The sequence below is a fragment of the Streptomyces sp. NPDC026394 genome, assembly GCF_055567735.1.
Genome location: NZ_JBVHPX010000012.1, coordinates 257,418 through 280,761, shown reverse-complemented (window position 1 = coordinate 280,761; position 23,344 = coordinate 257,418). Strand labels below are relative to the sequence as shown.

Here is a 23,344-nt window from a genome sequence, read left to right as displayed (position 1 = left end):
CCCGCGGAGCGGGTACCACATCGCTGCGCGATGTGCAAGCGAAGCGGTTCGCTGCGCTCACCGCACCCGCTGCGGAGCAGCGGGTGGATCCCCTGCGCTGCGCTTCGGGGATCGGTGGGGCCGGCCGCTGCGCGCCCGGCGGCCGCGCGGTGCGCGGCCCGGATGGTCGGGTGTGCCTGGTGCGGCTTGTGGGGCCTCCTGTGCGGATATTGCGGAGTGCTGTGCACTCCGGGCCGGGTCCGCTGCGCTCCCCCGCCCTGACGGTCCGTTACGGCTGCGCCTTCACTTCCCGAAGACCCGCTCCGCGGGTCCGGGCTAGCTACGAGAGGTGGGGGCGTCGCTCGCTCGGGTCGGGTTTCAGTATAGCGCGTGCATCAGGGTGATGCAGCATGTAGCGTTGGCGAAAACACGGGGCACCCCCGGAGCGGTTAGACGGGGCGCGAGAAGCGAGGATGCTTTGAATCCGTTGGGCTTCGAAAGGCGCTTTGAAGCGCGGAAGGAAATCCACCGTGAGGTTACCGGACTGACAGCGGAACAGATTCACGAGCTCTGGGTGGCCGCTGGCGGCCTGGAGAGCCGGGAGGACCAGCCGCGGCCCCTCAGCACGGAGGAGCGGCTGGCGACGGTCCGGCGGACCGAGCTGAACCGGATCTGGAACCTGATGAGCAACACGGGGTGGGACACCTACTCCCCCGAGAACGACCCGGACGTGGCCCGCTGGCATCGCGCGCACCAGGAGCGGCAGGAGCGCGAGACCGGCGCGGCCGTGGAGCTGGATCGGGGGGAGATCCGCTACCGGATCGTGGCGCAGCGCGTGCATCCGGAGCACCGGAGTGCCTCCACCGTGACGAACTATGCCTACGGGCGGTCGGTCGAGGAGGCGGTCGCCAGGGCCCGTGAGGCGCTGGAGAAGCCTGGCGGCCGGTACGGGGACGAGGGCCTGTACCGGGTGGTGGAGGTGGTCGAGGAGAGCCCGTCCAGCGAGCAGCGGCAGCGGGAGGATGCGCGCCGGCGGTACCTGACCACGATCCTGGAGGCGGCCCGGACGAGTGTGGTGGGCCGTGAGCCGGAGAACCCGGACGCGGACCTGCTGGGCCTCCTGGACGACTTCTTCACCCGCGCCGTTGTCTTCCCCGACCCGCACACCGGCCGCGTACGCCCGCAGCCCCACCAGGCCACGTTCGGCTGGACCAGCGAGCCGCCCGGCATCACGCACGCCAGCGACCCCGGCCGGGCCCTGGCCCTGTTCCTCCTGGCCTACCTGGACCACCACGGCCGGGCCATCACGCACCCGGGGAGCGAGCAGTGAACGGGCGTCAGGACGCCCCAGTGCCCGCCGCGGAGCTGAGCCAGGATCCCGTGCACCGGGTGACGCAGTACCAGACGGCGGGCACCAACGCCCGGCTGCGGCTGTTCGCACTCCTGGAAGCGCAGGGCGTGCCCGCGAGCGAGGCGGACGACCTGGTGGCCGCGCTGGAGGCCGGGGCGGTCGCCGGGGCGCACAGCGAGGTCGTCGAGCTCGACGGGATGGCGCCGGCCTTGCAGGGTGCGCGGTTCGCGGACGGCTGGGACGACGGTGTGGCGGCGGTGAGCGAGGCCGTGGTGGGCATCGCGGACCGGGACTGGGCGCGGCGCGGCGGCCGGTCGGCCGGGGCCGCTGAACTGACCGTACATCTCGCGTACGCACGGCAGCGTGAACGGGCCGACCTGGAGCGCCTGCAAGCGTACGTCCGGAAGATGGTCCTGCCGCGCACCCACCCGCACACCACCGCGCGGCGCCGGGTGCTGGACGCACTGGGCGAGGCCAGCGGCCTGTGCACCGCGCGAACGCGGAACGCAGACGGGGACGTCATCGTCTGCACGCTCAATGCCGGGCACTACGACGAGGACGACAAGCCGCCCTTCAAGGACGGAAAGCCCGGCGGCTGGCACAAGGCCGGTGCGTCGATCTGGAACGACTCCGGCGCGGCCTGCATTCCGCACGCGGCCCTCTGACAGGCCAAAGGAATAGGAACCGGGAGGGCGTAGAAATGTTTTTGATTCCACTCAAGGAACACCAGGTCGACCAGAAGTTGAGCTTTCGTAATTGGGTTGGGTTTCCTGCAAGATCATCTGTGCCCCCGGAGGGGGCTCGTGCCATGGGAGTGTCAGCGACCGGGTCCGGTAAGACGATCACCACCGCTGCATGCGCTCTGGAGTACTTCCCGGGCGGGCGGATCCTCGTCATGGTGCCCACGCTGGACCTGATCGTGCAGAGTGCCCAGTCCTGGCGGCGGGTCGGGCACCGGGCGCCGATGGTCGCGGTCTGCTCGGTGGACAAGGACGAGGTCCTGGAGCAGCTCGGAGTGCGCACCACTACCAACCCGATCCGGCTCGCTCTGTGGGCCGGGAGCGGTCCGGTGGTCGTGTTCGCCACGTACGCCTCCTTGGTGGACCGCGAGGACCCCGCCGACGTCACTGGCCGTCGGACTGTTCCTGGGCCGTTGGAGTCGGCTCTGGCGGGCGGGGAGCGGCTGTACGGGCAGCGGATGGCTCCGTTCGACCTGGCCATTCTGGACGAGGGGCACATGACCGCGGGGGACATGGGCCGGCCGTGGGCGGCGATCCACGACAACAGCCGGATCCCCATCGACTTCCGGCTCTACCTGACCGCGACCCCGCGGATCCTCGCCGCGCCCCGGCCGCAGCGGGGCCGGGACGGCAAGGAGCTGGTGATCGCGTCGATGGAGGACGACTCCAGCACCTACGGCACCCGGATTTTCGATCTCGGGCTGGCGGAGGCGGTGGAACGCTCGATCCTTGCCGGGTTCGAGATCGACGTGCTGGAGATCCGCGACCCGGACCCGATCCTGGGCCTGTCGGAAGACGCGCTGCGTGGCCGGCGCATGGCCCTGCTCCAGGCGGCGCTGCTGGAGCACGCGGCGCAGCAGAATCTGCACACCACCATGGTGTTCCACCACCGGGTCGAGGAGGCGGCCGCGTTCGCCGAGCAGATGCCGCGCACAGCCGCCGAGCTGTACACCGCCGAGGCCTCCGCCGCGGCGCTGGCCGGGGCGGAGGAGCTGCCCGCCTCATCGATCGACGCCGAGCTGTACGAGCTCGAGAACAGCCGCCACGTGCCCCCAGACCGGGTGTGGGCCGACTGGCTGTGCGGGGACCACCCCATCGCGCACCGGCGTGCGGTGATCCACCGGTTCGCCAACGGCATCAACGCGGACAACCGGCGGGTGCACCGGGCGTTTCTGTCCTCGGTGCGGGCTCTCGGGGTCGGGGTCGACATCACCGGACTGCGCGGGGTCGAAGCCGTGTGCATCGTCGGCTCCCGCAGCTCCCAGGTCGACATCGTCCAGAACATCGGACGCGCCCTGCGCCCCAACCCCGACGGCAGCGTGAAGACAGCGCGGATCATCATCCCCGTCTTCCTACAGCCCGGTGAGGACCCGAAGGACATGGTCGCCTCGGCCAGCTACCAGCCCCTGGTCGACATCCTCCAGGCCTTGCGCTCGCACTCGGAACGCATGGTCGACCAGCTCGCCTCCCGCGCCCTGACCCGCGGTACCGAACGGCGGCGCATCCACGTCCGGCCCGTCGGCACGGCCGGCCCGGAGAAAGGGGACATGCCTGAGGAGAGCAGCGAGGCGCAGCAGGAGGTCGACCGGGTCACCTCGGTCGTGGTCAACTTCGCCTCCCCCCGCGACGCCGCCGACATCGCCGCCCTGACCCGCTGCCGTGTCATCCGGCCCCAGTCCCTCGTCTGGCTCGAGGGCTACCAGGCCCTCATCCGGTGGCGGAAGGAGACCGAGATCACCGGCCTGTACGCCGTGCCCTACGACACCGAGACCGAGGCCGGCACGACGAAGGGCTATCCCCTGGGCCGGTGGGTCCACCAGCAACGCCGCGCGCACCGCGCAGGTGAACTCGACCCCCACCGCAAAGAACTCCTCGACGACGCCGGAATGGTGTGGGAACCCGGCGACGAAGCCTGGGAGAACAAACTCGCCGCGTTCCGCTCCTATCGGCGCGCGCACGGGCACCTCGCACCCCGGCAAGACGCGGTGTGGGGCGAGGGCGAGGCGATGGTGCCCATCGGGCAGCACATGGCCAACCTCCGCAGGAAGGGCGGCCTGGGCAAGGACGCGGAACGGGCAGCGGAGCGCGCGAAGCAGCTGACCGCGATCGACCCGGGCTGGAACTGCCCTTGGCCGCTCGACTGGCAACGCCACTACAAGGTGCTCGCCGACCTCGTCGACACCGACGGCCCCACCGTCCTCACCGAGATCCAGCCCGGCGTGACCTTCGACGGCGACGACCTCGGACGATGGCTCCAGCGGCAGACCAACGCATGGGCGGAACTGTCGGAGAAACAGCAGCGGCGACTGGCCGAGCTGGGCGTGAAACCCGCCGAACAGCCCGCTCCGGCCCCCGCGGCCAAGGGCACCGGGAAGACTGCCGGGAAGGCGACAGCGGCCTTCCAACGCGGCGCCGCGGCCCTCGCCCAGTACATCACCCGCGAAGGCCACCACCGCGTCCCCAGAAAACACACAGAGGAACTCACCATCGGTGGCCAGGAGGAGCCGGTGACCGTGAAGCTGGGCGTGTGGGTATCGAACACCAAGACCCGACGGGGCAAGCTCACCCCCGAACAGCGGGCAACGCTCGCCGAACTGGGCGTTGACTGGGCGAAGGCAACACCGGCGCCGGGTCAGGCCAGCGGCCCTGGCCCGGCGAAGGAGCGCGAGTCCCCGGCAGCGCAGAGCAGGGCGCGACGAACGAGTTGATGCGCAAGCACACCAAGACGGAGCTGCTTCGTATGGCCTACGCGGCCGGCCTGGTGCGCCACCCCCGAGAAGTGGCGTAAGGACGAGATCGCCTCCACAGTCGCGGACATCGAGCTCCGGGCCACTGCCCATCTTGCTCCGGGCGGCCTACTGGTGGCACCGCCGAACAGCCCTCCGCGGCCGGAGCGTCTGCCGCAGCGGAATCAACGCCACAACGACGAGTGCGACAAGACTGAGTACGAAGACGCATCTGCACCTGCGGCTTCATCGAGCAGTACGGAACCCCTCCGAACGGGACGACTACTGAGATAGGCACCCGATCGGGGAGGCACGTTCGGCGCCACGGCTCAGGCGAGGCTCCGCGACGCGATCAGCCGGTTGGTCAGCTCTACCGTGGCGAGATACCACCAGAAGATCCAGTCGAGGAATGCTTCGTCGTACTCGCCGCGCTGGTCGGCCCGGCGGTGGCGCAGGTCGAAGCGGTTGGCGATCTCGAACAGCGCGCCTTCGTCCTTCCCGAGGTGCTGCTTGATCAGGGCACGGCGTTCCTCAAGGATGCGGGCGAGGTTGAAGATGGCCGATCGCTTGCTCTCGGCTGACGTGTCACGCCCTCGGAAGAGGGCGATGGCGTGGCGGACACCGGCGGTGGTGTCGGGTGGGCTGTCGTTGAGGGCGCGGTGCACCAGTTGGCTTCGGGCGTCGTCGGTGACGGCGACCAGGCGCCCAAGGTCCTCACCCTCGGCGGCCAGTTCGTAATCGATGTCGGCCTCGCGCAGCAGCTGGTTGAGTTTCCACCGGTACAGGATGCGTGCCGGGCCGTTGTGGAACTCCGAGTGGTGCCATCCGCAGCCGCTGTAGGAGTGGAAGCGCCGCATGCGGGGGGCGGCTCACCAGGTCGTGGAACACCTCGATCAGCCCGTAGAAGGTGTCTTCGCCCCACGCCTCCGGCGCCAGCGGCCACAGATCGGGGATGCCAAGTCGCCTGTCGATCACGTCGGAGGGGTCAGGCAGCTCGCTGTGATCGTCGATGCATTCCTCGCCAAAGACTTCGACCAGGTAGCCGTTGTCGGCGAACTCACCGATAAGCCGCGCGAAGTCCCGTCGGGTGTCCCGCACAGTACTGCCATCGTGAGCGAGCCCATTGCCGCGGCGCTGCGGCCAGTACGGCCGGGGCGCGGCCGCATGCCTGAGCTCGGGCGCCCGGCGGATGAGTTCGGTGAACCAGTCGTGCTGGTCCATCACGGCCCGTTTGGTGCCCCAGCCGGTGGCGGTGGTCGCCCAGGGATCGGATGTTGGCGCGGTGTGGTTGGGCAGGTCCTCGAAGTCGGCGACTGCGGTTGTGCCGACCAGGGCCTCCGTCATGAGCCAGATAGCCCGGTCCTGCCAGGCTCCTGCGGACCGGAGCACGCGCTCGCCCTCGGATATGAACAGCGATGCGGGCCAGAGGAGTTCGTAATTGCTCAGGTCCAGACTCACCACAACATCATCACCCATAGGAGATGTGTCCCGACGCTGTGCGATGAATTCCCGTCTCAGTCCCGGATGAGCTCCTGGAACTGCGGACATCCCACCGCATGCCACTCCCTGACGAGGACTTCCCCGGCAACGACCACGACCTCCGCGTACCACGGCAGGCAGTCGTGGCACGCACGGATCTCGTACGAGTTGCCGTCTTCATCGAACGCCTTGAGATCGACGGAGCCGACCGGCGCCCGGTAGGTGACGTCCTGCTGCGGATCGGAGCCTTCTGCCATGGCGGCCATTATCTACCAGCGCTCAGATGGCCTTCGGGGCAGGGAACGTGACCCGTCCGCCACGATCGTCAGCGGTCCCGCACAGGACTGCCCGCTTTGCCGCCACACCTGCAGGAACGCTGCGGGAAGCGGCGAGAGGCGTTGTCAGTGGGTGGCCATAGCCTGGCGAGACGGGAACCGCAGAGAGGCACGCCCATGAATGCCAGTTACTACCGGAGCCAGCTGGACAGAAAGAACAAGGCTCGCGCTGACGCGGAAAAGAAGGTCGGCGAGTTCCGCAAGAAGGAAGCCGACAAGCGCGCGAAGGCCACGAAGGAGAAAGCCGCAGCCGCCAAGGCGAGCAGCCAGGGCACCGTCAACAGCAAGCAGCGTGCTGCCCAGCGGTACGAGAATGAGGCCAACAAAGCTGGCCAGGACGCCAGCACGTGGAGCGCCAAGGTCGGCAAGCTCTCCAAGGAGGCAGCTGACCTGTCGGCCAAGCTGGCGAAGGCGGAACAGGCTGAGCGGGCGGCTGCGGAGAAGGCTCGCCAGCGCGAACAGCAGAAGAGGGAGCGGCGTGCCGCGGCTGAGCAGCAGAAGCTCGAGAGTCGCCTGTCGACGGCGGAGGGTCAGGTGCGCACGGTGATGAGGGAACTGCGGGCCCCGAAGCCGGAGAAACTGCGGGTGCTGCTGCTGGCAGCCGCCTCCGCCGGTGACCTGCGAGTCGGCCAGGAACAGCAGAGGATTCGCGCGGCCGTGCAGAGTGCCACCCATCGGGACCTTGTCGACCTGGATCTCCACCCGGCCGCGACGGCGGATGTCTTCCTGGACGCACTGACCGGCGCCTTCGCCCGGGCCATCGCCGCCGTGGACGACAAGCCGCTGCTGGTCCTGCTCAATTCCTGCCCCTCCGCAGCCCAGACCGGGAAGCTGGTCGACACCGTGCCGTTCGCCATCGGCATGTCCGACAGCATCGGCGATGTCGACGCCATCACCTACGCCGCCCGGTTCTACGCCGCCGTCGCCGACGGCCAGTCCGTCCAAGCCGCCCACCTGCTCAGCCGGGCGGCCATCGAAATGAACGGCCTGCTCGACCGCGACCTGCCGACCCTGGCCTGTGCGGCGGACGTCGACCTGAGCGCTACAAAGCTGGTGACGCCGCCTCCGGAGTAGGACGTGGGCATCTCGTGCATGAGCATCCGCCCCCTGCCGTGGATACGCATGCGAGCCTGCTGCCGACTCGCATGAAAGTGACCTGCGATTTTGCAATCCATGTTCCGGGCACCTCGCACTCGCTGCGCCACACGGCCCGACATATACGCACGTCAAAGGCCCCACCGTCAGGACACCGCGAGAGGCCCACGGACGCTGAGCCGCGAATCGGCACCCGGCCCCGCCGGAGCTTGGTCGGTGGTCCTGCCTCTCCGCGGGAGCGGTAGACCGGGCGGTCGAGAACCGCACAGCGATCACGGCGGGGGAAGCCGGAGGGGCGGTGCGGCCGGTTCGGTCCCGAGTCACAGAAGCCGGGCGACAGCCCAGGTCCGAGCGCGGTCTTGCGCGTCGAAGAGGTCGGTGTGGGTGATCATGACTTCGGTGGCCCCGGCGTCGAAGTAGCGGCGCAGACCGGCAGTGACAGTGCCCTCGTCGCCGGCGATCAGCAGGTCCGCCGCGCTCGACAGCCCCTCGGTCGCGATGACCTTCTGGTAGGACGGGATGCTGTCGTAGAAGTTGAGGGCGGCCGAGACGCGGTCGCGGGCGGCTGCGGCGTCGTCGGTGACCACCGCGGGCACCCCGGCCACGATCTGCGGGGCCGGCCGCCCGGCCGCGGTGGCGGCTTCGGTGATGGCCGGCACGATCTGTTCGGCGAGGGTACGAGGCCCGGCGAGGAACGGAATCGTTCCCTCGGCCAGCTCGCCTGCGGCCGCGAGGGCCTGCGGCCCCATCGCAGCCACCAGGACCGGGACCGCCGGGGAAGCTCCGGCCACGGCCGTCGAGCCGACTGGCCGCGATGTCAGCGTTTCCCCCACGAAGGCGGCGTCGTCGCCGTCCAGCAGCGGGCGCAGCGCGGTGAGGTACTCGCGCAGGTGCTGGATCTGCGGCGGATACGGCAGGCCGAACTGCGGCTCGAGAACAGTGCGCGCGCCGAGTCCGACGCCGAGCCGGAAGCGCCCTGCGGCAGCCGCCTGCGCCGTCTTCGCCGCAGCCGCGAGCAGCAGCGGATGGCGAGGGTACATCGGCACGACAGAGGTACCTACGCAGACCCTGGGTTCCGCCCGGCCCACCAGCCCGGCGAGCTGGGGTGCGTCGTAATCCGCCGCCTGTCCGAACCACACGGTGCGCACCCCGGCGTCGGCCACCTCGTGCGTGAACTCCACAGCCCGGTCCACAAGGTTGGTCATGCCAGGTTCCTGCGCGAACGTGCCTCCCAGAAACACTCCGACCCTCATTCCGGCAGTGTCCATCATGAGCTCCTTCGTGATCCGCTTCCCATGACTCACGTCGTCTTCACCACCGCGACCTCCCTCGGCCCGCAGCACCACGGTGATTGCAGGCTCTGCAATCACTGTACAGTTTGATTGCAGTTTCTGTAGTCACTACTCTGCGTGTCATGGGACGATGGCCGGGCGGCACGCAGGAACGGCTGCAGGAAGCCGCGATCGAGTTGTTCACCGAGCGCGGCTACGAACGTACGACCGTCGCCGAGATCGCGACGCGAGCCGGCCTGACCGAGCGCACCTTCTACAACCACTTCGCCGACAAACGCGAGGTGCTCTTCCCCGAGCAGGACTCGTTCATCGCCGAGGTCCGCGAAGCGGTGGGCGCGGCACCCGCCAAGCAGTCCCCGCTCGACGCGGTCAGCGCGGCATTCATCGCCGGCAGTGACTGGTTCGACCAGCGCCGGGAGGCAGCACAGCGCCGCAGGCACATTCTCGACGCACATACCGATCTGCGAGAACGCGAATGGGCGAAACTGGCAGCCCTTGGTGAGGCGATCACCGCCGCGCTGCGCACACGGGGCATCCCCGACCCGGCGGCCACGCTGACCGCCGCGGTCTCCGTCACCGCATACCAGCTCGCCGCAGCCCGGTGGCTGGCCGATCCGCAGTACGGCACGCTCGGGCATCACCTGCACACGAGCTTCGAGGATCTGCACCGCACCGCACGCAGCTGGTAACGCCCCATCGATACCGGCTGTGGCCGTCGGGGACCTCAACCGCCGGACAGCCAGTGCCGGACGCTTCATTCCGCGGGGTGTTGTCGGCCAAGGGATGCGGACAGGTCGCCGGTGGTCAGAAACGCGGTCGGCGACGGCGGTGGGCTCAGATGTCCAGGACCCCTTCGGCTGCGAACCCGCCATACTCATAGCTGCCGGTGAACCACTCACGCGCCAGTTCCTGCAATGCTCCGGCCGGAAACCGGCGAACCTTCCTGCTTCGCCGGGCGGTCACATGGATGGCGGGGAGACGAGTCCGGCCGCCACCCGCGAACTCCAGGAGGAGACCGGCGTCACGGTCCCGGCCACCGATCTGGCGCAGAGGGGCGCCTACGACGCCATCGGCCGCGATCCCCGCGGCCGGTACATCACGGTCACCTACACGGCCACCCTGCCCTCGCCTATTGCCAACTCGCATGAAAGTAACCTGCGATTTTGCAAACCATGTTCCGGGCACCTCGCACTCACTGCGCCACACGGCCCGACATATACGCACGTCAAAGGCCCCGCCGTCAGGACACCGCGATGAGAAGCCCACGGACGCTGAGCCGCGAGTCGGCAGCTGAAGCCGTAGTTGGTGGCCATCTCGATGAGGGTGCCGGGGCGGTGGCGGACGCGACGCCCAGGACGCGGTCGTGTGCGCCGGTGGCGACCAGGGGCAGGCACACGGTGGTCATGGCCTCGTTCATGGGCCGGTCGCGGACAGTCAGCGGAACAGGCGGAAGAATCCGCGCACCTGCTTGACCAGCGACTCCGGCTGCTCCAGCGCGGCGAAGTGGCCGCCGTGCGGCAGTTCCTCGAACCAGCGCAGGTCGGTGAAGCGCAGCTCGGCCTCCCGCCTCGATGGGCGGGTGATGTCGCGTGGGTAGACCGACAGCCCGGATGGCGCGGTCACCTTGTCCCGGAAGTGGGCGAAGCTCTCCCAGTACAGGCGCGCCGACGATGTGGCCGACGCGGTGAACCAATAGACCGAGATCTCGTCGAGGATCGTCTGCCGCGACAACGCGTCCTCGGGATGGCCGTCGTTGTCCGTCCACGCCCAGAACTTCTCGGCGATCCAGGCGGCTTGCCCGGCCGGGGAGTCGGTAAGGCCGTAGCCGAGCGTCTGGGGCCGGGTCGCCTGGATCGCCGAGTATCCCCGGCCGGTGCGCTGCATCTCCTGCTCCGCCGCGAGGTTCGCCAGCTCCGCAGGCGTCGGGTCGTTGAACGTGCCCACCGCCACAGACCCCAGGTTCAGGTGCACGCCTGCGACCCGCTCGGGCGCCACCTCACCCAGCGCCGCGGACACCGCCGAACCCCAGTCACCGCCCTGCGCGCCGTACCGTGCGTAACCCAGCGAGACCATCAAGGTGTCCCAGGCGCGCGCGGTGCGAGTGACGCCCCGCCCGGCCGTCGACGGTTTGTCGCTCCAGCCGTACCCGGGCAACGACGGCGCGACCACGTTGAACGCGTCCGCCGGGTCACCGCCGTTGGCCCGGGGGTCGGTCAGCGGGCCGAGGACCTCCAGGAATTCGAGCACCGAACCCGGCCACCCGTGCGTGAGCACGAGCGGGAACGCGTCCGGCTCCGGCGAGCGGACATGCAGGAAGTGGATGCCCAGCCCGTCGATCGTGTCGCGGTACTGCGGGAACACGTTCAGCCGCTCGGCGAACCCGAAGTCGTAGTCCTCGGCCCAGCTGCGGCACAGCTCCTGCGCATACGCCAGCGGCAAACCCTGTGACCAGTCGTCCACCGGCTCGCGCTCGGGCCACCGTGTCCTTCGCAATCGTTCACGCAGGTCCGCGATCTCGGCTTCGGTGATGCCGACCTCGAATGGCTCGGCGGACATGGCAAGGCTCCTTGCTGGTCGAGGCGTTGTAGGATCAGATGCGGGTGGGCTGTCAGCGCGGGCTCCCACGCGTGGCACCGGGTTCGGGGCGGCGGTCGGCGGTAGGGCGCCGGGTCAGGCTGAGGACGAGTCCGGACAGGGGGAGCGCCGCGAGCACGGCGAGGGCCATCGGCGCCGGCACGATGCCGGACAGGCCTGCGACAGCGGCCGGACCGATCCCGCCGCCTAGGACGTTCATGAAGTTGAGCAGGCCCTGTGCGGTGTGGCGGTCGTCCGCGGCGACCAGGTCCGGCGCGAGGCTCACCAGTACGGCTTGGGCGCCGGCGAACCCGCACACGGTCAACGCCGTGCCGATGACGATCGGGACCGGCGCGGTGGCGACCGCAACCACGAACCCGCCGATGACGGTGAGTGCCGCAAGCCCGGCCGACACCTGCCAGCCGGTGAACCGGTCGGTGAAGGTGCTGACCAGCCGCCCGGCCAGCAACGAGCAGGCGGCAGCGGGGACCAGGAGCACGCCGGCTTCCAGGGGGCCACCGCCCGTGGCCTGCTCGATCAGGGGCGGGGCGCGGAACAGCACTCCGTAGTAGCCGGCGAAGACGGTCCCGCCGATGAGCCCGGCCGCCAGGAAGCCGCGGGATGCGATCACCCGCCGAGGCACGAACCCGTCGGGCGTGCTGCGCACGCGCCACCACAGTCCCACGGCGGCGAGCGCCCCGGCGGCAGCCACGACGAGCGTGACCGGAGCGGGCAGGCCGACCGAGTGTGCCTGCAGCAACGTGATCAAGGAGCCGACGAGTACGGACAGCACGGCCGCGCCGACGATGTCGAGTCGCTCGGTCGAGCCGTTTCGCTCGCCGCCACCGCTCCGCGTCAGCGCGCGCCTGCTCGGCAATGCGGCCAGCAGAAGGGGCAGCGCGAGGACCGGGATCGCGAGCACGGCACGCCACCCGAGCCATGCGGTCACCGCCCCGCCTATCAGTGTCCCGCACCCCGACGCCGTCGCGCTGGCCGCCGCGATGATTCCCAGGACGCGGATTCGTTGCCGCCCGGGAAGGGCGGTGGCCGCGGCGAAGACGGCGATCACCGTCGCGCCCGCCCCAGCGCCGCCGATCAGTCGGCCGACGATCACGACGGACAGTGCCGGCCCGGCTCCGGCGAGCGCGGAGCCCGCGGCGAGCGTCATGACCCCGGCGACCAAGACCTGGAGAGGGCTCCAGCGGACCAGCAGCCGCCCCGCGACCGGCATCGCGAGCGCGGAGGTCAGCGACCACGCGGCGAGAATCCATGCGGTGGCCCCGAACGGCACCGCGAGTGCGCGGCCGATGGCCGGTAGGGCCACCGACGGTGCTCCCAGTGCCACGTACATCGGCAGCACCAGCATCCCCAAAGTCAGCCCCAGCCGACGCCCGTCCGGGGCGTCCGTTCGCCCCGGTGCCGGAGCACCTCCAAGCGGGCTCGTCTGCGGCGTCGTTCCCTGCCGGGTATGTTGTGACATGTGAAAGCTCCTTTGCGTGTAACGCTACGGAGCAGTGAGGAGATACGTCAAATGCGGGATGCGTATTACAGTCCATTGGTGATCCAGACGGCCGTCGACCTGGCCAACACCTTGAGGCCGGTCAAGGGAGAGGACGCGCTGGAGACCATGGAGCAGCTCCGGGACTTCCTTGACGACCACCCCGCGGCTGAGCCACCGAGTTCAGCCGCGAACCGAAGTACCGGTCCGCGGCATCTCACCCGCGCCGACCTGGCAGAAGTCCGCGCGTTGCGCGAGACGCTGCGCGAGGTGCTCGAACAGGCGAACACGGACGCGGTCGAAGCCGCGGCTCTGATCAACGACGGTCTGCGTCGCAGCCGCGCCACCCCGGTACTGCGCCACGAGGACGACCGCTGGTGGTCCGAGGTGACCTCCGACACCGACCGCTGCGCGGCGCACCTTGCCGCGACTACGCTCAGCGCACTGGCCTCCGTGATCGCCACGCTCGGCCCCGCTCGTCTCGGCGTATGTGCCGGACCGACCTGCCGGGCCACCTTCGTGGACCTCTCGCGCAACGGCTCGAAGCAGTACTGCACCCGAACCTGCTCACACCGGGCCAGCGTCGCGGCCTACCGGAGCCGACGCAACCCGCGTTGAGCGCCAGCAGCAGATGTATGCAGAAGAAGGGTCCGAGATCAACGCGCAGCGGCTTTTCACCGAGGCGTGCCTGCCCGGGCTACGGGCCCGGCTGAGTGACGATATCGCCTCGCTGGACAGCGATCTTCCGCCGCCCCATGTCGCGGCGTTGGCGCGGAAGGTCGCCGAATGCCTCGAAGTGCCGGAGCCAGCTACCGCATGACGCCGGAGTCGCGCCGTCCGCGTCGGATGGAGCCGCGCCGCAGCCGCTGCCCTCCTTCCGGCGGCAACCCGGTTCTCAGGGAATGTCGCCGTCCCAGTCCCACCGGCCCGCATCTCCCGGCCGGGGCTCGTACAGGGCGTAGTGGCGGAAGCGGGCGGCGACCAGCCCGCCGGGCGGCCGGTCACGGTGGATGCCGTCCTTGCCGTAGCGGACCACCGCCACCTCGTCCTCAATCCATGCCAGTACCCGCTCGATCGCTCGCTCGTGCGCGGCCTCGATCACCCGCCGAGTCTCGTCATCTCCCAGCGCCCACAGGAGGTAGATCGTCGGCTGCGGCCGGAAGACGAAGTCGACGCCGGTGACCGTCACCCGGCGCCCGAGGGCGCCGGCTCTGAACGCCGTCTTCGGGGACTCGCCTTTGGCGAGCCGGTCGGCCTCGATCCGGTCCGCGTACGGGTGCCGTCCCCTCTCGCCGAAGAGGTTGCGCAGCTGGTTTTCGGTGACTTCCTCGCCCGGGGCCAGTCCGAGCGCGGCCAGGCCGCGGCCCATCCAGCGCCCGGCCGGGAACACCGGCTTGTTCCTGGGCCTGGCGCAGGGGCGTGCGGGCCGGGCGGCTTCCGTCACCGACGATGGTCTGACGCAGGTAGTAGCGGCACATCTGACCGGCTCGGACGATGCTGATCTCGACTGTCATGGAGCCACGCCACACGGCTCTGACCAGCGGTAAGAGGCCGGACAGCGGTATGTCCCGGCAGGCGGGAGCAGCGGCCGGATTTTCTTCTCAGGCGCCCGTCAGGCGGGAAGCGGCCCAGGGCCGGAAGCGAATGTCATCGCTCTCCGGCAGCCCGCGCATCACGCCCCGGATGACACCAGCAAACACCGCTGAGCACCACTGAGTGCCACAGAACACCTACCACTGACAAGCACCGTCCTACAGCAGCCCCCGGCAACCGCCGGGGGCTTCGTCGTGCTGCCCGCAGGAGACTGCCGTGCCCACGTTCGAGACCCTCCCCCGCTTCACCGCCGACCTCCAGCACCTCACCCCCGAACAGCGCCGACGCTTCCACCACGTCGTCCTGGACGCCTTCGTCCCAGACCTGCGTACGGGGTCCTTCCGGCCGGAACTGCGCGAAGCGCGCGAGTTCGCAGAATCTTGGGCGCCGTGGAGCACGAACCCGCACGCCAGGCTCGCTTTTACTCCCATCCGCAGGTGAGTTGGTGCTGTGGGCGAGTGACCGTCTGCCTCCGCAGGGCGCTCGGCTGCGGCGGGGTGATCAGTCCCAGCGGACGGGCAGACGGAGAGGTCCGCGGAGTCCGGCGGTGGTCTTCCAGCGGATGGTGTCCCCGGCCGGGCGGAGGTGGGGCATGCGGGCGGCCAGGCGGCTCAGGGTGATTTCGCCTTGGAGCCGGGCCAGGGCGGTGCCCAGGCAGGAGTGGATGCCGAAGCCGAGGGTGAGGTGGTGGTTGGGAGTGCGTGTGAGGTGGAGACGGTCGGGGTCGGGGAAGGCCCGTGGGTCGCGGTTCGCTGCGGCGAGCAGAAGGACGACGAGCTGGCCAGCTTTGATGTGCTGGCCAGCGAGGGTGAGATCTTGTGCAGCCAGGCGGATGACGAACTGGACGGGGGCTTCGTAGCGCAGCAGTTCGGCGACGGCCGCGGGGGCCAGCGCTGGGTCCGTGCACAGGTGTTGCCACTGGTGCGGGTGGTGTGCCAGTGCGAGGACGGAGTTTCCCAGGAAGTCGGTGGTCGTGTAGTGGCCTGCGGTGAAGACCATGAAGAGGTTGGCGGCCAGTTCGCCGTCGCTGAGCGAGCCCGCCCGGCCAGTTGGTGAGGCCAGACGGCTGATCAGGTCGGAGCGGGGGCGTTGCGGCGCTGGGTGATCAGCTCGCGGCAGTAGTCGATGGCCCCGGTGATGTCGGTTACGGCTTGGCCGATGGTGATCTGGTCGGTGTCGTCGCCGCCCCACAGGCGGGCGTAGCCGCGGGCTCCGGCGTGCAGGAGAGGACGTTGCTGCGGGGGTATGCCGAGCAGCTGGCCGATGACGTGCAGGGGCAGCGGGGCGGCCAGGTCTTCGATGAGGTCCATGTGGCCGCTTCCGTGCACGCGGTCGAGGAGGGCGTCGACGCGGTGGGTGATGGCGGGTGCGAGGTCCGCGGTCAGGCGCGGGGTGAAGGCTTGGGTGAAGGCGCGGCGTCGGCGGGTGTGCTCGGGTGGGTCGGAGTCGAGCATGGCCTTGTTGAGCAGGCGCAGGGTGGGGGTGTGCGGGGGCCGAGGCGGCGGGGTACGGCGTGCAGGGCCGGGGAGCGCAGTGCCTGGGTGACTTCCTGGTGGCGGGTGACGGTCCAGTGGTGGCGTACCGGGTCCCACAGGACGGGGGCGGTCTCGCGCAGTTGCCGGTACAGGGGGTAGGGGTTGTCCAGGACGGCGGGGTTGTCCAGGACGGCGGGGTTGTCCAGAGCCTGCAGCGTCAGCGGTGCGGCGGAAGCGGCGGTCATCGTGAGGGGCCTTCTGCTCCCGGCCGGGCGCTGGCGGTACCGGTGGGCCCGGCCATGGGGGCCGGGGCGTTCGGGGGCGGCGGTGCTGTGGCTGCGGGGGTGGCCGGGTGTCTGTTGGACGCCGCGCTCTGGGGGCCGGGGGTGGTGAGTCAGTCAGCTCGCGCAGCCGGTCGTCGCCGGCGCCCTGCTGCTGGGCGTCGAAGAGACGCGCGGCGTGCCGGGGCGGGAGGGCGACGGTCAGGTGGCGGATGCGGTCCTGGTCCGTCGTTCCGATGGGCGCGGTGTAGCCGAGGCGGGCGTGGAAGTCGACGACGATGCCGTCGGTCGTCGCCGCTTTCTGCCGGGCCTTGGCCCTAATCTGCGGCTGCCACCGGGCCTTCGTCTCGCGCTCCAGGCGCGCGGCCAGGTCCGCTCGCGGCTTTTTGATCTGGTCCTTGACGTACCGCTCGACGGTGCGCTGGGAGATCCGCAGCAGCTGGGCGACCGCCTTGGTGCCCTTCAGCTGCTTGACCAGGTACCGCATCTGCGCGCCCGCGCTCTTGGGCGCCGGACGCGTGAACGCCTTGTGCACCGCGGCGTCCAGGCCGTCCCCGAACCTGCTCATCGTGGCCCTCTCCTACTCTCCATGGTCGACGTCGGTGACGGTGCCGTCCTTGATGTACCGGGCCAAGTTGAGCTCCGGCGCGTCGAACCGGTCCCGGACCTCCTCGCCCCACAGGACGGTCTGGGTGCCCTCGTGCTTGACCAGGCCGGGGTTGATGCCGAGCTTGAAGCCGCCGGGCAGCGGCTTGCCCTCCCGGTAGGGCAGGAAGTCCAGCGGGCTCTCGCCGTCGACCGCGTAGACGACGCAGTCGTGGTTGACGGCGACCGGGTACTGGCCGGTGAATGCCGCGTGCTTGACGATCTTGCGGTGCAGGTTGATCCGGGTGCGGGAGATGACCGCCGCGCGGATATCGGGCCGCCAGGTCGGGCGGGACAGGGCGCGCCACGGCTCGCCGGGCCGCCAGCCCTCGCCCCGGGGCCGCTGGCGGAGCTTGCCGATGCCGCCCTTGACCGTTGCCTTGATCGCGGAGACGAGGATCGCCAGCTGCGGGTCGCGGTCCTTGTAGCCGTCCATCGCCGCGAGGGAGTCGGCCGGCGACAGGTCGGCGTCGACGCCGAGGTCGGCCATGGTCACGAGGTAGGCGTCGCGCAGGCGGGTGTACCAGCCGTCCAGGTAGCGGCCGTTCTCATACCGCACCCACGCCTCCAGCGGGCGTACCTCGTAGCCGAGCTCCACCGCATACGCCACGGTCGGCGTCGCGTACCAGGCCGGTCCCTCGGGCCGCCCACCCTTCGGCGTGAACGGGCTCGGCAGCAGGCCGCCGTCCAGCTCCACCCACTCCTTGCCGGCCTTCACGCGGGACAGGTCCACGTGGGAAAGGTCCACCAGCCACGAGCCGGGCAGCTTGGGGTCGAACGCCGGAGCCTTGACGTGCGTGGGCGCGCCCAGACCGACGGTCAAGCCGTTCGCGCCCGCGCCGAAGGCGAGGTTCACATCCAGGCCGACCAGATGGCGCAGGGTGCACTCGGCATCCGTCATCGTCCGCGCCCAGTCGAACGACTCCTCAAACAGCTTCTCCGCCGGGCCGCGCACGTGGAAGCGCGGCAGGTCCTTGAGGACCGGGTGCCCGTCGGGAACCTCGCACGGCGGCCAGTCCATCGGGTCGATCGGGTCCTTGCCCAGCGAGCCGGGGTTGTGCTCCGAGGTGCGCTTGCCATGCTCATCCGGCGCGGTGGCGCGGGTCGGCGGGTGCAGCGCGGTCATCAACTCCAGGCCGGTCACGGCCGTCGAGCCGCGCGGCGTCATCACCCTTGAGGCGTACACGCCCAGGACGCGGGCGAGTTCGGCTGGCGGGAGCTGCCCGGCCGGGCCCCAGTGCCGGGTGTCCAGCGCGTTCCACGACGGGATGCACAGCTGCACGCAGGCCCGCTCCGAGCCCTGTGCGGGGCGGTAGATCCGCGCCCACGGCCCGAACCCGCGCTTGGTCAGCTGCCACTGCGCGCGGGACAGCTGCTTGATGACCTTGTGGCCCTCCGGGATGCGCCCGGCGACCCGCTCCTGCTCCGTGAGCGTGGCCGGAAGGCCGTAACGCTCCAGCGCGGCCTCGGTGAGCACGAGCAGCGGGTCGACGTCCTTGCCGGGACCGGAGAGCTTCGGCTGACCGAGCGTGGCCTCCTTGAGCGTCCAGTCCACCAGGGACGGCAGGGACTTGGCGGGCACGTCCACGACCAGGCCGCCGGTGCAGTACGCCACCACCTTCCCGTCCTCGACATCGACGACCGCCAGCGGACCGTCCTCGAACCGCGGGTCGGCGGAGCCTGCCGGGGTTGCGGCCGGGGCCGCCTTCCGCGCGCCCGGACGGCGCGACGTCGACGCCGGCCCGGGGGTGCGCGCCGGACGCGGCGCGGCCGCCGGAGCGGAGGTGACGGGAGTAGGGGCCTGGGTGTTCTCGTGATCAGTTACGGCCGCAGCCTCGGGCGCCGGGGCCGCGGACAGAATCCCGGCTTCCGCCGGCTCGAACGTGTAGGGCACCGAGTCGGCACGTTCCTCCGGTGCGGGGTAGAGCTCCGCGAGCTGCTTGAGCAGCCGCGCGTGCGCCTCACGTTCCGGGCCGCGCGGCTCGGTCGGCTTCTTCGCCGACTCCCAGGCGGACACCGTGGCCAAGCCGGAAGGCCTCTTCCCCGGCCAGTGGCAGCGCAGCAGGACCTCTGTTCCCGACGAGTACCAGCCCTACCCGGACGAGCGCTGGGACAAGGGCCGCACCAACGCCTGGAAGCTCTGGGAGGAGATCGTTGCCCTGGGCTACAGAGGCAGCTACGGCCGGGGCAGCGCCCACTTGCGGGAGAAGCGCACCTCACCGCGGCCGGTCACTGCGCAGCCGCCCGACACCCCGCGTGGTGACGAGATGGGTTCTCAGCCGCCCCGAGACGCCGACCGAGACCGGACAGCTCCGGCTCAATGCCGTCCTGGCCAACTGCCCGAACTCGACGCTCTGGCCGACTCGCGTCCGGTCCTTCGCCCAGATGCTCACCGAGCGCCAGGGCGAACGGCTCCCCCAACGGCTCGACGCCGTCCGCCGGGACGACTTGCCCAGTCTTCATACTCTCGCGGCAGGAATCGACCGAGAACGCGACGCGGTCATCGCCGGACTCCCCCTGCCCTGGAACTCCGGCGTCGTCGAAGGGCATGCCAACCGGATCAAGAGGCTCAAGCGCCAGATGTTCGGCCGAGCGGCTTCAGCCTGCTGCGCAAGCACGTATTGCCGGCCATCTGATCAAGCGCCCGGCTCCCGGTGACAGGGCTTCCCGCTACGAGAGGCATGATGAGGGGGCGACAGCGTGGACGCAGGAGTAGCGATCAGCCTGATCCGCCTGGCCGCTGCAGACTTGACCACGGAACCCTGGCAGCGCCCCCGGACCCTTATCTGGTCCGGTTGGGCCTGGACGCCCTGATGGCTGGCATCGAGGCTCCCTCGCTTCCCCTGCTGGCTGGGCTCTCGCACGGCGAGTACCCCAGGCCCGCGAGCTGTTCGACCGTGTGCTGGAAGAGTTGGGTCTGCGGCCGCCGGCCTCGGATGATCTTGCCAAGGCGCGATGGACCGCGGCCCGGTGGAGGGCCGGCCAGATCGTGGCGTGCCGAACTCGACTGCCCCGATGCGCTACAACCCATCGTTGATCTGGCGAGAGCACTCGGCCTGCCGGACGCTCGGCATCCGGACCAGCAGCACATCCGGGACCGGATCACCTCCGCGGCGCGCGACTTTCTCGCCGCAGAACGTACCAGGACCACAGCCTTTGGACTCAACTCGCATGACCTGCCGTGACCGGTTCACGGAAAGCGGGCCAGAACCCACGTATCCCTGCACAGCCGTTTCAGAGGGGAGAAATCTCCGTCACACCGAACCGGGCGGTGAGCCCACTCTTTGACCGGCCTGTCTTGCGGGAACTGATGCCGGTCGGCCGACAACGGTCGATCCAGGTGATGTCCGCGCCCCGCGGACAGTAACAATGCTTTGGTGCCAAAGTTTCAGTGACGGCGTGTCAGTGACAGGAGTCACCGAAGACTCGGCGAGACCAACCGTCCCCGTTCCGGAGGCCTTCGGCGGGGCAGGGTGTGGACCGTGGCCGCAAGGCCGGGGAGGAGACGGATATGCGGAGGCCTTCGCTTCGGACCGGTGTGGCGACGCTCGTGCTCGCGGCGGTCGCGCTCGGCGTCTGGTGGGTGGCCGACCGGCCGGCGGGCCAGGGCGGCGTCAGCCCGCAGGTGGCCACGGTGGGTTCGGGGCGGGCGGCCGACGTCGACGGCGACGGCTTCGAGGACCTCGCCGTCGGAATGCCCGACGCTCCGGTCCAGGACCAGGCCGGCGCCGGCAAGGTGGCCCTGATCCACGGCTCGAGGACAGGCCTGACGGTCAGCCGCCACCAGTCCGTCAGCGGGTCGGTCACCGGCGACACCGTCCGGCCCGGCGACCGGTTCGGTTCGGCGCTCGCGCTCGGCGATCTGGACGGCGACGGGCACGCGGATCTGGTCATCGGAGCCAGCGGCCGAACGGCCGGGGGCGAGAAAGGGGCCGGAGCGGTGACCGTGGTCTTCGGCTCCCGGTCCGGGCTCTCGCGTACCGCCGTCGCTTTCCACGCGCCGGCCCCGACACCCGGGGGCCGCTTCGGCGGCCAGCTGGCGCTCGGCGATTTCGACCATGACGGGCTCGACGACATCGCGGTGGTGGACGGCAGGCAGGTCGCCGTGGTCCGGGGGGCGAAGGACCTGCGTTCGGCCGGCGCCGAGGACATCACCGTGCACACCCCACCGGGCGGCGGCGGGGGCACGCACCGCATCGCGACCGGCGATGTCGACGGGGACGGCTACGACGACCTCGTCACCGTGGCCCACGACGACGACCCAGCCGACGGGGGCGCCCTCGGTGTCCTGCCAGGCTCCCGTGCGGGCCTGAAGGACACCCGGCTCGGCGATCGGGTGGAGCTCCCGTTCGCCGGCTACACGCCCGTGGTCGGTGACATCAACGGCGACGGGAAGGACGACGTCCTCCTGGCCACCGGTTTCCAGGACGGCCCGGACAAGACCGTGCTGCTTACGTACCCGGGCAGCGCGGACGGCCTCGACACAGCGGGAGCCGTCGCATGGCGGGGCCCGCTCCACCCGGGCGACACCGCGCGGCTGGCCGACCTCGACGGCGACGGCCACGACGACCTGGTGGTCGGCGACGTCCACGCCGTGAACAGCGACGTCCACAACGACGCGGGGGCCATCACGACCGTCCGGGGAAGCGCGCGCTGGCTGGACCCTGCCACGACGCGGACGCTCTCCCTCGACACCGAAGGGGTCGCCGGGGACGCCGAGTCGAACGACCGGTTCGGCTCCACGCTGGCGCAGGGGGACTACAACGGCGACGGCACCTGCGACCTGGCCGTGGGTGCGCCGGGCAAGCGACACGGACTCGGCGGAGTCGGCCTGCTCTACGGCAGCGCGTCGGGCCTGACCGGCACAGACTCGATCATCTTCGGCCCGGACTCGCTCCACGACCCCGTGATCAAGGCGTCCTTCGGCGCGGCCCTGGGCGGCTGACCTGACAGGCCCGCGCCGTACGCCCGCCTGGATGTCCGGCATCGCGGCCCGCCAGAACCACCGGTCGTCGCCCAGGGCGCGGGACCGCGGGGCCAGCCCCACGGAAACCACTGGCCAGGCCATCCGGGCAGGAGCCTTCCACATCGGTCCTGATATCCCTGCGGTGACGCCTTCCGGACGTGAGAATCAGAGCGGGGGCGAGGCACACACCGTTGGCCCGTCGCCTCGCACAGCCCGGCCGCCCGCCGGTACCCGCAGTCCACGCCCGCCGGTACCTGCCGGATCGCCCCGGCGGCGTCTGCACCCGGACGCTCGCGCTCCTCTCGCTCCCAGGCAACCGCACGGACCTCATGACGCCAGACGTGCCCCGCGCAAGGCTGCACACGACGCCGTACGAAGTCCTCCACCTCGACAGCACTCTGCTCGCGCAACCAGTCCCCGAGGACCCGGCGCTCTTCGTCGGGCAGCCGGGCAGCCCTCGGCCGGGTTCCGCACCGACCCGGGTGCGGCAGGCACGCCGGAGGGGAGCACGCAGGCGCAGCCTCTGTACCGTCCGCCGCTGCCTGGCCCGACAGGCCGAGCAGTACACCGCCCAGGCCCCGGCCCAGGCGGCGCCCGCACCCTGACAGCGCCGCCCACGCCCCGGGCACCCACCGGTCCATGGATCCACAACTCGCCATCGGAGACGGCATCTCGGCAGGGGCGCGGTCGGCGTGTACGGCGAGGATCGTGGTGAGCTCGTCCGCGGTCCAGGTTCCGGTCTCGCGGCTACCGGCCGGGGGCAGGCGTGCGCGGCCGTCCAGCAGTACGCGAAGGCGAGCAGGATGGGCAGGCGGATGCCGCGGTGGGCGGCTTCGGGCTGGTTCAGGTCAAGTTGGCGGCGGGCGCCTCGACGGGCATGATCATGTCCTGCAGATGCTGCGGGTCACGGTCCTGTGCCTGGGCGAATGCACCGCCTCGCTGCTCCGGTCGGCGGACCGGCGAGGCGGTGCACCATTTCTGCTCTGCTTCCGGGCCCGGCCTGGGCGGCCTGTCCTGGCCGCGGCCGCCGGGCAGGCGGATGAGGCCGTGCGGCCGGCGCGGGGCGGGTGCGGTGACGAAGACGCAGGCCACCGTCGTCACGCGTTCGCGGCTGGACTTCTCACCCGGCGCCGGGCGCCCGCAGTGTCCGCCCGCAGCGCTCTTGGCAGCGGGATGTCCCGGGTGCAGGGCGGGGTCGCCGGACAGCAGCAATGAAGCCCCGCCCCACCTCACGAGCGCGGCCGGTGCTGACGTCGGCACGCTCACCAGCACCCGCGACGGCAGGGACCGCGCTCAGCTTTGGCGGTCCCGCGTA

At 70.5% G+C, this 23,344-nt stretch carries 19 protein-coding genes and 3 pseudogenes; 10 read left to right on the top strand and 12 right to left on the bottom strand.

All coding sequences use genetic code 11. From position 1 onward, the window contains the following. Positions 1–553: 553 nt before the first annotated feature. Genes ACZ4QV_RS26710 through ACZ4QV_RS26700 form a run of 3 tightly spaced genes read left to right on the top strand, consistent with a single transcriptional unit; the run spans position 554 to position 4,778 of the window. A complete protein-coding gene (locus ACZ4QV_RS26710; RefSeq protein ID WP_467763493.1) occupies positions 554–1,309 on the top strand; it encodes a hypothetical protein in 756 nt (251 codons plus the stop codon). Next, a complete protein-coding gene (locus tag ACZ4QV_RS26705; protein ID WP_467763492.1) occupies positions 1,306–1,995 on the top strand; it encodes a hypothetical protein in 690 nt (229 codons plus the stop codon). Before ACZ4QV_RS26710 ends, ACZ4QV_RS26705 begins: the two co-directional genes overlap by 4 nt. Positions 1,996–2,030: 35 nt before the next feature. Continuing rightward, positions 2,031–4,778: a helicase associated domain-containing protein gene (locus tag ACZ4QV_RS26700; RefSeq protein WP_467763491.1), complete on the top strand. Its 2,748-nt coding sequence runs from the start codon at positions 2,031–2,033 to the stop codon at positions 4,776–4,778. 347 nt (positions 4,779–5,125) lie between these two features. On the opposite strand, the pseudogene ACZ4QV_RS26695 reads toward ACZ4QV_RS26700, so the two are convergent. Both ACZ4QV_RS26695 and ACZ4QV_RS26690 read right to left on the bottom strand, forming a co-directional pair. Continuing rightward, a pseudogene (locus ACZ4QV_RS26695) lies at positions 5,126–6,272 on the bottom strand (hypothetical protein). A 38-nt stretch (positions 6,273–6,310) separates the two neighbouring features. After that, on the bottom strand, positions 6,311–6,532 hold the full coding sequence (locus ACZ4QV_RS26690; RefSeq protein ID WP_006139020.1) for a hypothetical protein: 222 nt from the start codon (positions 6,530–6,532) through the stop codon (positions 6,311–6,313). Positions 6,533–6,727: 195 nt separating this feature from the next. Between ACZ4QV_RS26690 and ACZ4QV_RS26685 the strand changes: the two genes are divergently transcribed. After that, on the top strand, positions 6,728–7,684 hold the full coding sequence (locus tag ACZ4QV_RS26685) for a hypothetical protein (protein ID WP_361639345.1): 957 nt from the start codon (positions 6,728–6,730) through the stop codon (positions 7,682–7,684). A gap of 341 nt (positions 7,685–8,025) precedes the next feature. Here the strand turns inward: ACZ4QV_RS26685 and ACZ4QV_RS26680 are convergent, their stop codons facing one another. Beyond that, the gene (locus tag ACZ4QV_RS26680; protein ID WP_467763504.1) at positions 8,026–8,958 is read right to left on the bottom strand and encodes a TIGR03564 family F420-dependent LLM class oxidoreductase; all 933 of its coding nucleotides are present in this window, start codon (positions 8,956–8,958) and stop codon (positions 8,026–8,028) included. Positions 8,959–9,119: 161 nt separating this feature from the next. On the opposite strand from ACZ4QV_RS26680, the gene ACZ4QV_RS26675 reads away from it, so the two are divergent. Further along, complete coding sequence (locus tag ACZ4QV_RS26675) at positions 9,120–9,686, top strand: TetR/AcrR family transcriptional regulator (RefSeq protein WP_361592255.1); 567 nt, start codon at positions 9,120–9,122, stop codon at positions 9,684–9,686. 94 nt (positions 9,687–9,780) lie between these two features. Beyond that, entirely contained in the window at positions 9,781–10,254 is a 474-nt protein-coding gene (locus ACZ4QV_RS26670) for an NUDIX hydrolase (protein ID WP_361639363.1), read from the top strand. Positions 10,255–10,431: 177 nt separating this feature from the next. Here ACZ4QV_RS26670 and ACZ4QV_RS26665 read toward each other — a convergent pair whose 3' ends face one another. Both ACZ4QV_RS26665 and ACZ4QV_RS26660 read right to left on the bottom strand, forming a co-directional pair. Then, a complete protein-coding gene (locus ACZ4QV_RS26665; RefSeq protein WP_361639341.1) occupies positions 10,432–11,553 on the bottom strand; it encodes an epoxide hydrolase family protein in 1,122 nt (373 codons plus the stop codon). A 52-nt stretch (positions 11,554–11,605) separates the two neighbouring features. Continuing rightward, positions 11,606–12,937: an MFS transporter gene (locus tag ACZ4QV_RS26660; protein WP_361639338.1), complete on the bottom strand. Its 1,332-nt coding sequence runs from the start codon at positions 12,935–12,937 to the stop codon at positions 11,606–11,608. 192 nt (positions 12,938–13,129) lie between these two features. Here ACZ4QV_RS26660 and ACZ4QV_RS26655 point away from each other — a divergent pair, with 192 nt between their 5' ends. Together ACZ4QV_RS26655 and ACZ4QV_RS26650 are read left to right on the top strand one after the other, a co-directional pair. After that, entirely contained in the window at positions 13,130–13,687 is a 558-nt protein-coding gene (locus ACZ4QV_RS26655; RefSeq protein WP_361639335.1) for a CGNR zinc finger domain-containing protein, read from the top strand. A gap of 13 nt (positions 13,688–13,700) precedes the next feature. Then, positions 13,701–13,889: a hypothetical protein gene (locus ACZ4QV_RS26650; RefSeq protein WP_361639332.1), complete on the top strand. Its 189-nt coding sequence runs from the start codon at positions 13,701–13,703 to the stop codon at positions 13,887–13,889. 75 nt (positions 13,890–13,964) lie between these two features. On the opposite strand, the gene ACZ4QV_RS26645 is transcribed toward ACZ4QV_RS26650, so the two are convergent. Beyond that, on the bottom strand, positions 13,965–14,513 hold the full coding sequence (locus tag ACZ4QV_RS26645; protein WP_361639329.1) for a relaxase domain-containing protein: 549 nt from the start codon (positions 14,511–14,513) through the stop codon (positions 13,965–13,967). Between the two features lie 365 nt (positions 14,514–14,878). Here ACZ4QV_RS26645 and ACZ4QV_RS26640 point away from each other — a divergent pair, with 365 nt between their 5' ends. Next, positions 14,879–15,103 (top strand): hypothetical protein, encoded by a 225-nt coding sequence (locus ACZ4QV_RS26640; protein WP_361639326.1) that lies wholly within the window; start codon positions 14,879–14,881, stop codon positions 15,101–15,103. A gap of 60 nt (positions 15,104–15,163) precedes the next feature. Here ACZ4QV_RS26640 and ACZ4QV_RS26635 read toward each other — a convergent pair whose 3' ends face one another. The 5 genes and pseudogenes from ACZ4QV_RS26635 to tap form a co-directional block, all read right to left on the bottom strand. Then, a complete protein-coding gene (locus tag ACZ4QV_RS26635) occupies positions 15,164–15,661 on the bottom strand; it encodes a cytochrome P450 (protein ID WP_361639323.1) in 498 nt (165 codons plus the stop codon). A gap of 71 nt (positions 15,662–15,732) precedes the next feature. Next, positions 15,733–16,116: a cytochrome P450 family protein gene (locus ACZ4QV_RS26630; RefSeq protein WP_361639372.1), complete on the bottom strand. Its 384-nt coding sequence runs from the start codon at positions 16,114–16,116 to the stop codon at positions 15,733–15,735. Continuing rightward, positions 16,044–16,382 carry a hypothetical protein gene (locus tag ACZ4QV_RS26625; protein ID WP_467763505.1) on the bottom strand — a complete coding sequence of 113 codons (339 nt, stop codon included), beginning with the start codon at positions 16,380–16,382 and terminating at the stop codon, positions 16,044–16,046. The genes ACZ4QV_RS26630 and ACZ4QV_RS26625 overlap by 73 nt, the downstream gene beginning before the upstream one ends. Before the next feature lie 154 nt (positions 16,383–16,536). Beyond that, a pseudogene (gene tpg / locus ACZ4QV_RS26620) lies at positions 16,537–16,986 on the bottom strand (telomere-protecting terminal protein Tpg); the annotation flags it as partial. Between the two features lie 12 nt (positions 16,987–16,998). After that, positions 16,999–19,089 (bottom strand): telomere-associated protein Tap, encoded by a 2,091-nt coding sequence (gene tap / locus ACZ4QV_RS26615; RefSeq protein ID WP_467763490.1) that lies wholly within the window; start codon positions 19,087–19,089, stop codon positions 16,999–17,001. A 1,485-nt stretch (positions 19,090–20,574) separates the two neighbouring features. Between tap and ACZ4QV_RS26610 the strand changes: the two genes are divergently transcribed. Beyond that, positions 20,575–22,008: a VCBS repeat-containing protein gene (locus ACZ4QV_RS26610; protein ID WP_361639320.1), complete on the top strand. Its 1,434-nt coding sequence runs from the start codon at positions 20,575–20,577 to the stop codon at positions 22,006–22,008. Between the two features lie 671 nt (positions 22,009–22,679). Here the strand turns inward: ACZ4QV_RS26610 and ACZ4QV_RS26605 are convergent. Next, positions 22,680–23,199 (bottom strand): annotated as a pseudogene (locus ACZ4QV_RS26605) (ISKra4 family transposase); the annotation flags it as partial. Positions 23,200–23,344: the final 145 nt, after the last annotated feature.

Bases quoted from the DNA above. Each gene is read 5' to 3' on its own strand.
- ACZ4QV_RS26700 (WP_467763491.1), top strand. From the start codon at position 2,031: ATGTTTTTGATTCCACTCAAGGAACACCAGGTCGACCAGAAGTTGAGC.
- ACZ4QV_RS26690 (WP_006139020.1), bottom strand. From the start codon at position 6,532: ATGGCAGAAGGCTCCGATCCGCAGCAGGACGTCACCTACCGGGCGCCG.
- ACZ4QV_RS26685 (WP_361639345.1), top strand. From the start codon at position 6,728: ATGAATGCCAGTTACTACCGGAGCCAGCTGGACAGAAAGAACAAGGCT.
- ACZ4QV_RS26680 (WP_467763504.1), bottom strand. From the start codon at position 8,958: ATGAGGGTCGGAGTGTTTCTGGGAGGCACGTTCGCGCAGGAACCTGGC.
- ACZ4QV_RS26675 (WP_361592255.1), top strand. From the start codon at position 9,120: ATGGGACGATGGCCGGGCGGCACGCAGGAACGGCTGCAGGAAGCCGCG.
- ACZ4QV_RS26670 (WP_361639363.1), top strand. From the start codon at position 9,781: ATGCGGACAGGTCGCCGGTGGTCAGAAACGCGGTCGGCGACGGCGGTG.
- ACZ4QV_RS26665 (WP_361639341.1), bottom strand. From the start codon at position 11,553: ATGTCCGCCGAGCCATTCGAGGTCGGCATCACCGAAGCCGAGATCGCG.
- ACZ4QV_RS26660 (WP_361639338.1), bottom strand. From the start codon at position 12,937: ATGCTGGTGCTGCCGATGTACGTGGCACTGGGAGCACCGTCGGTGGCC.
- ACZ4QV_RS26650 (WP_361639332.1), top strand. From the start codon at position 13,701: ATGTATGCAGAAGAAGGGTCCGAGATCAACGCGCAGCGGCTTTTCACC.
- ACZ4QV_RS26635 (WP_361639323.1), bottom strand. From the start codon at position 15,661: ATGGTCTTCACCGCAGGCCACTACACGACCACCGACTTCCTGGGAAAC.
- ACZ4QV_RS26630 (WP_361639372.1), bottom strand. From the start codon at position 16,116: ATGCTCGACTCCGACCCACCCGAGCACACCCGCCGACGCCGCGCCTTC.
- ACZ4QV_RS26625 (WP_467763505.1), bottom strand. From the start codon at position 16,382: ATGACCGCCGCTTCCGCCGCACCGCTGACGCTGCAGGCTCTGGACAAC.
- ACZ4QV_RS26610 (WP_361639320.1), top strand. From the start codon at position 20,575: ATGCGGAGGCCTTCGCTTCGGACCGGTGTGGCGACGCTCGTGCTCGCG.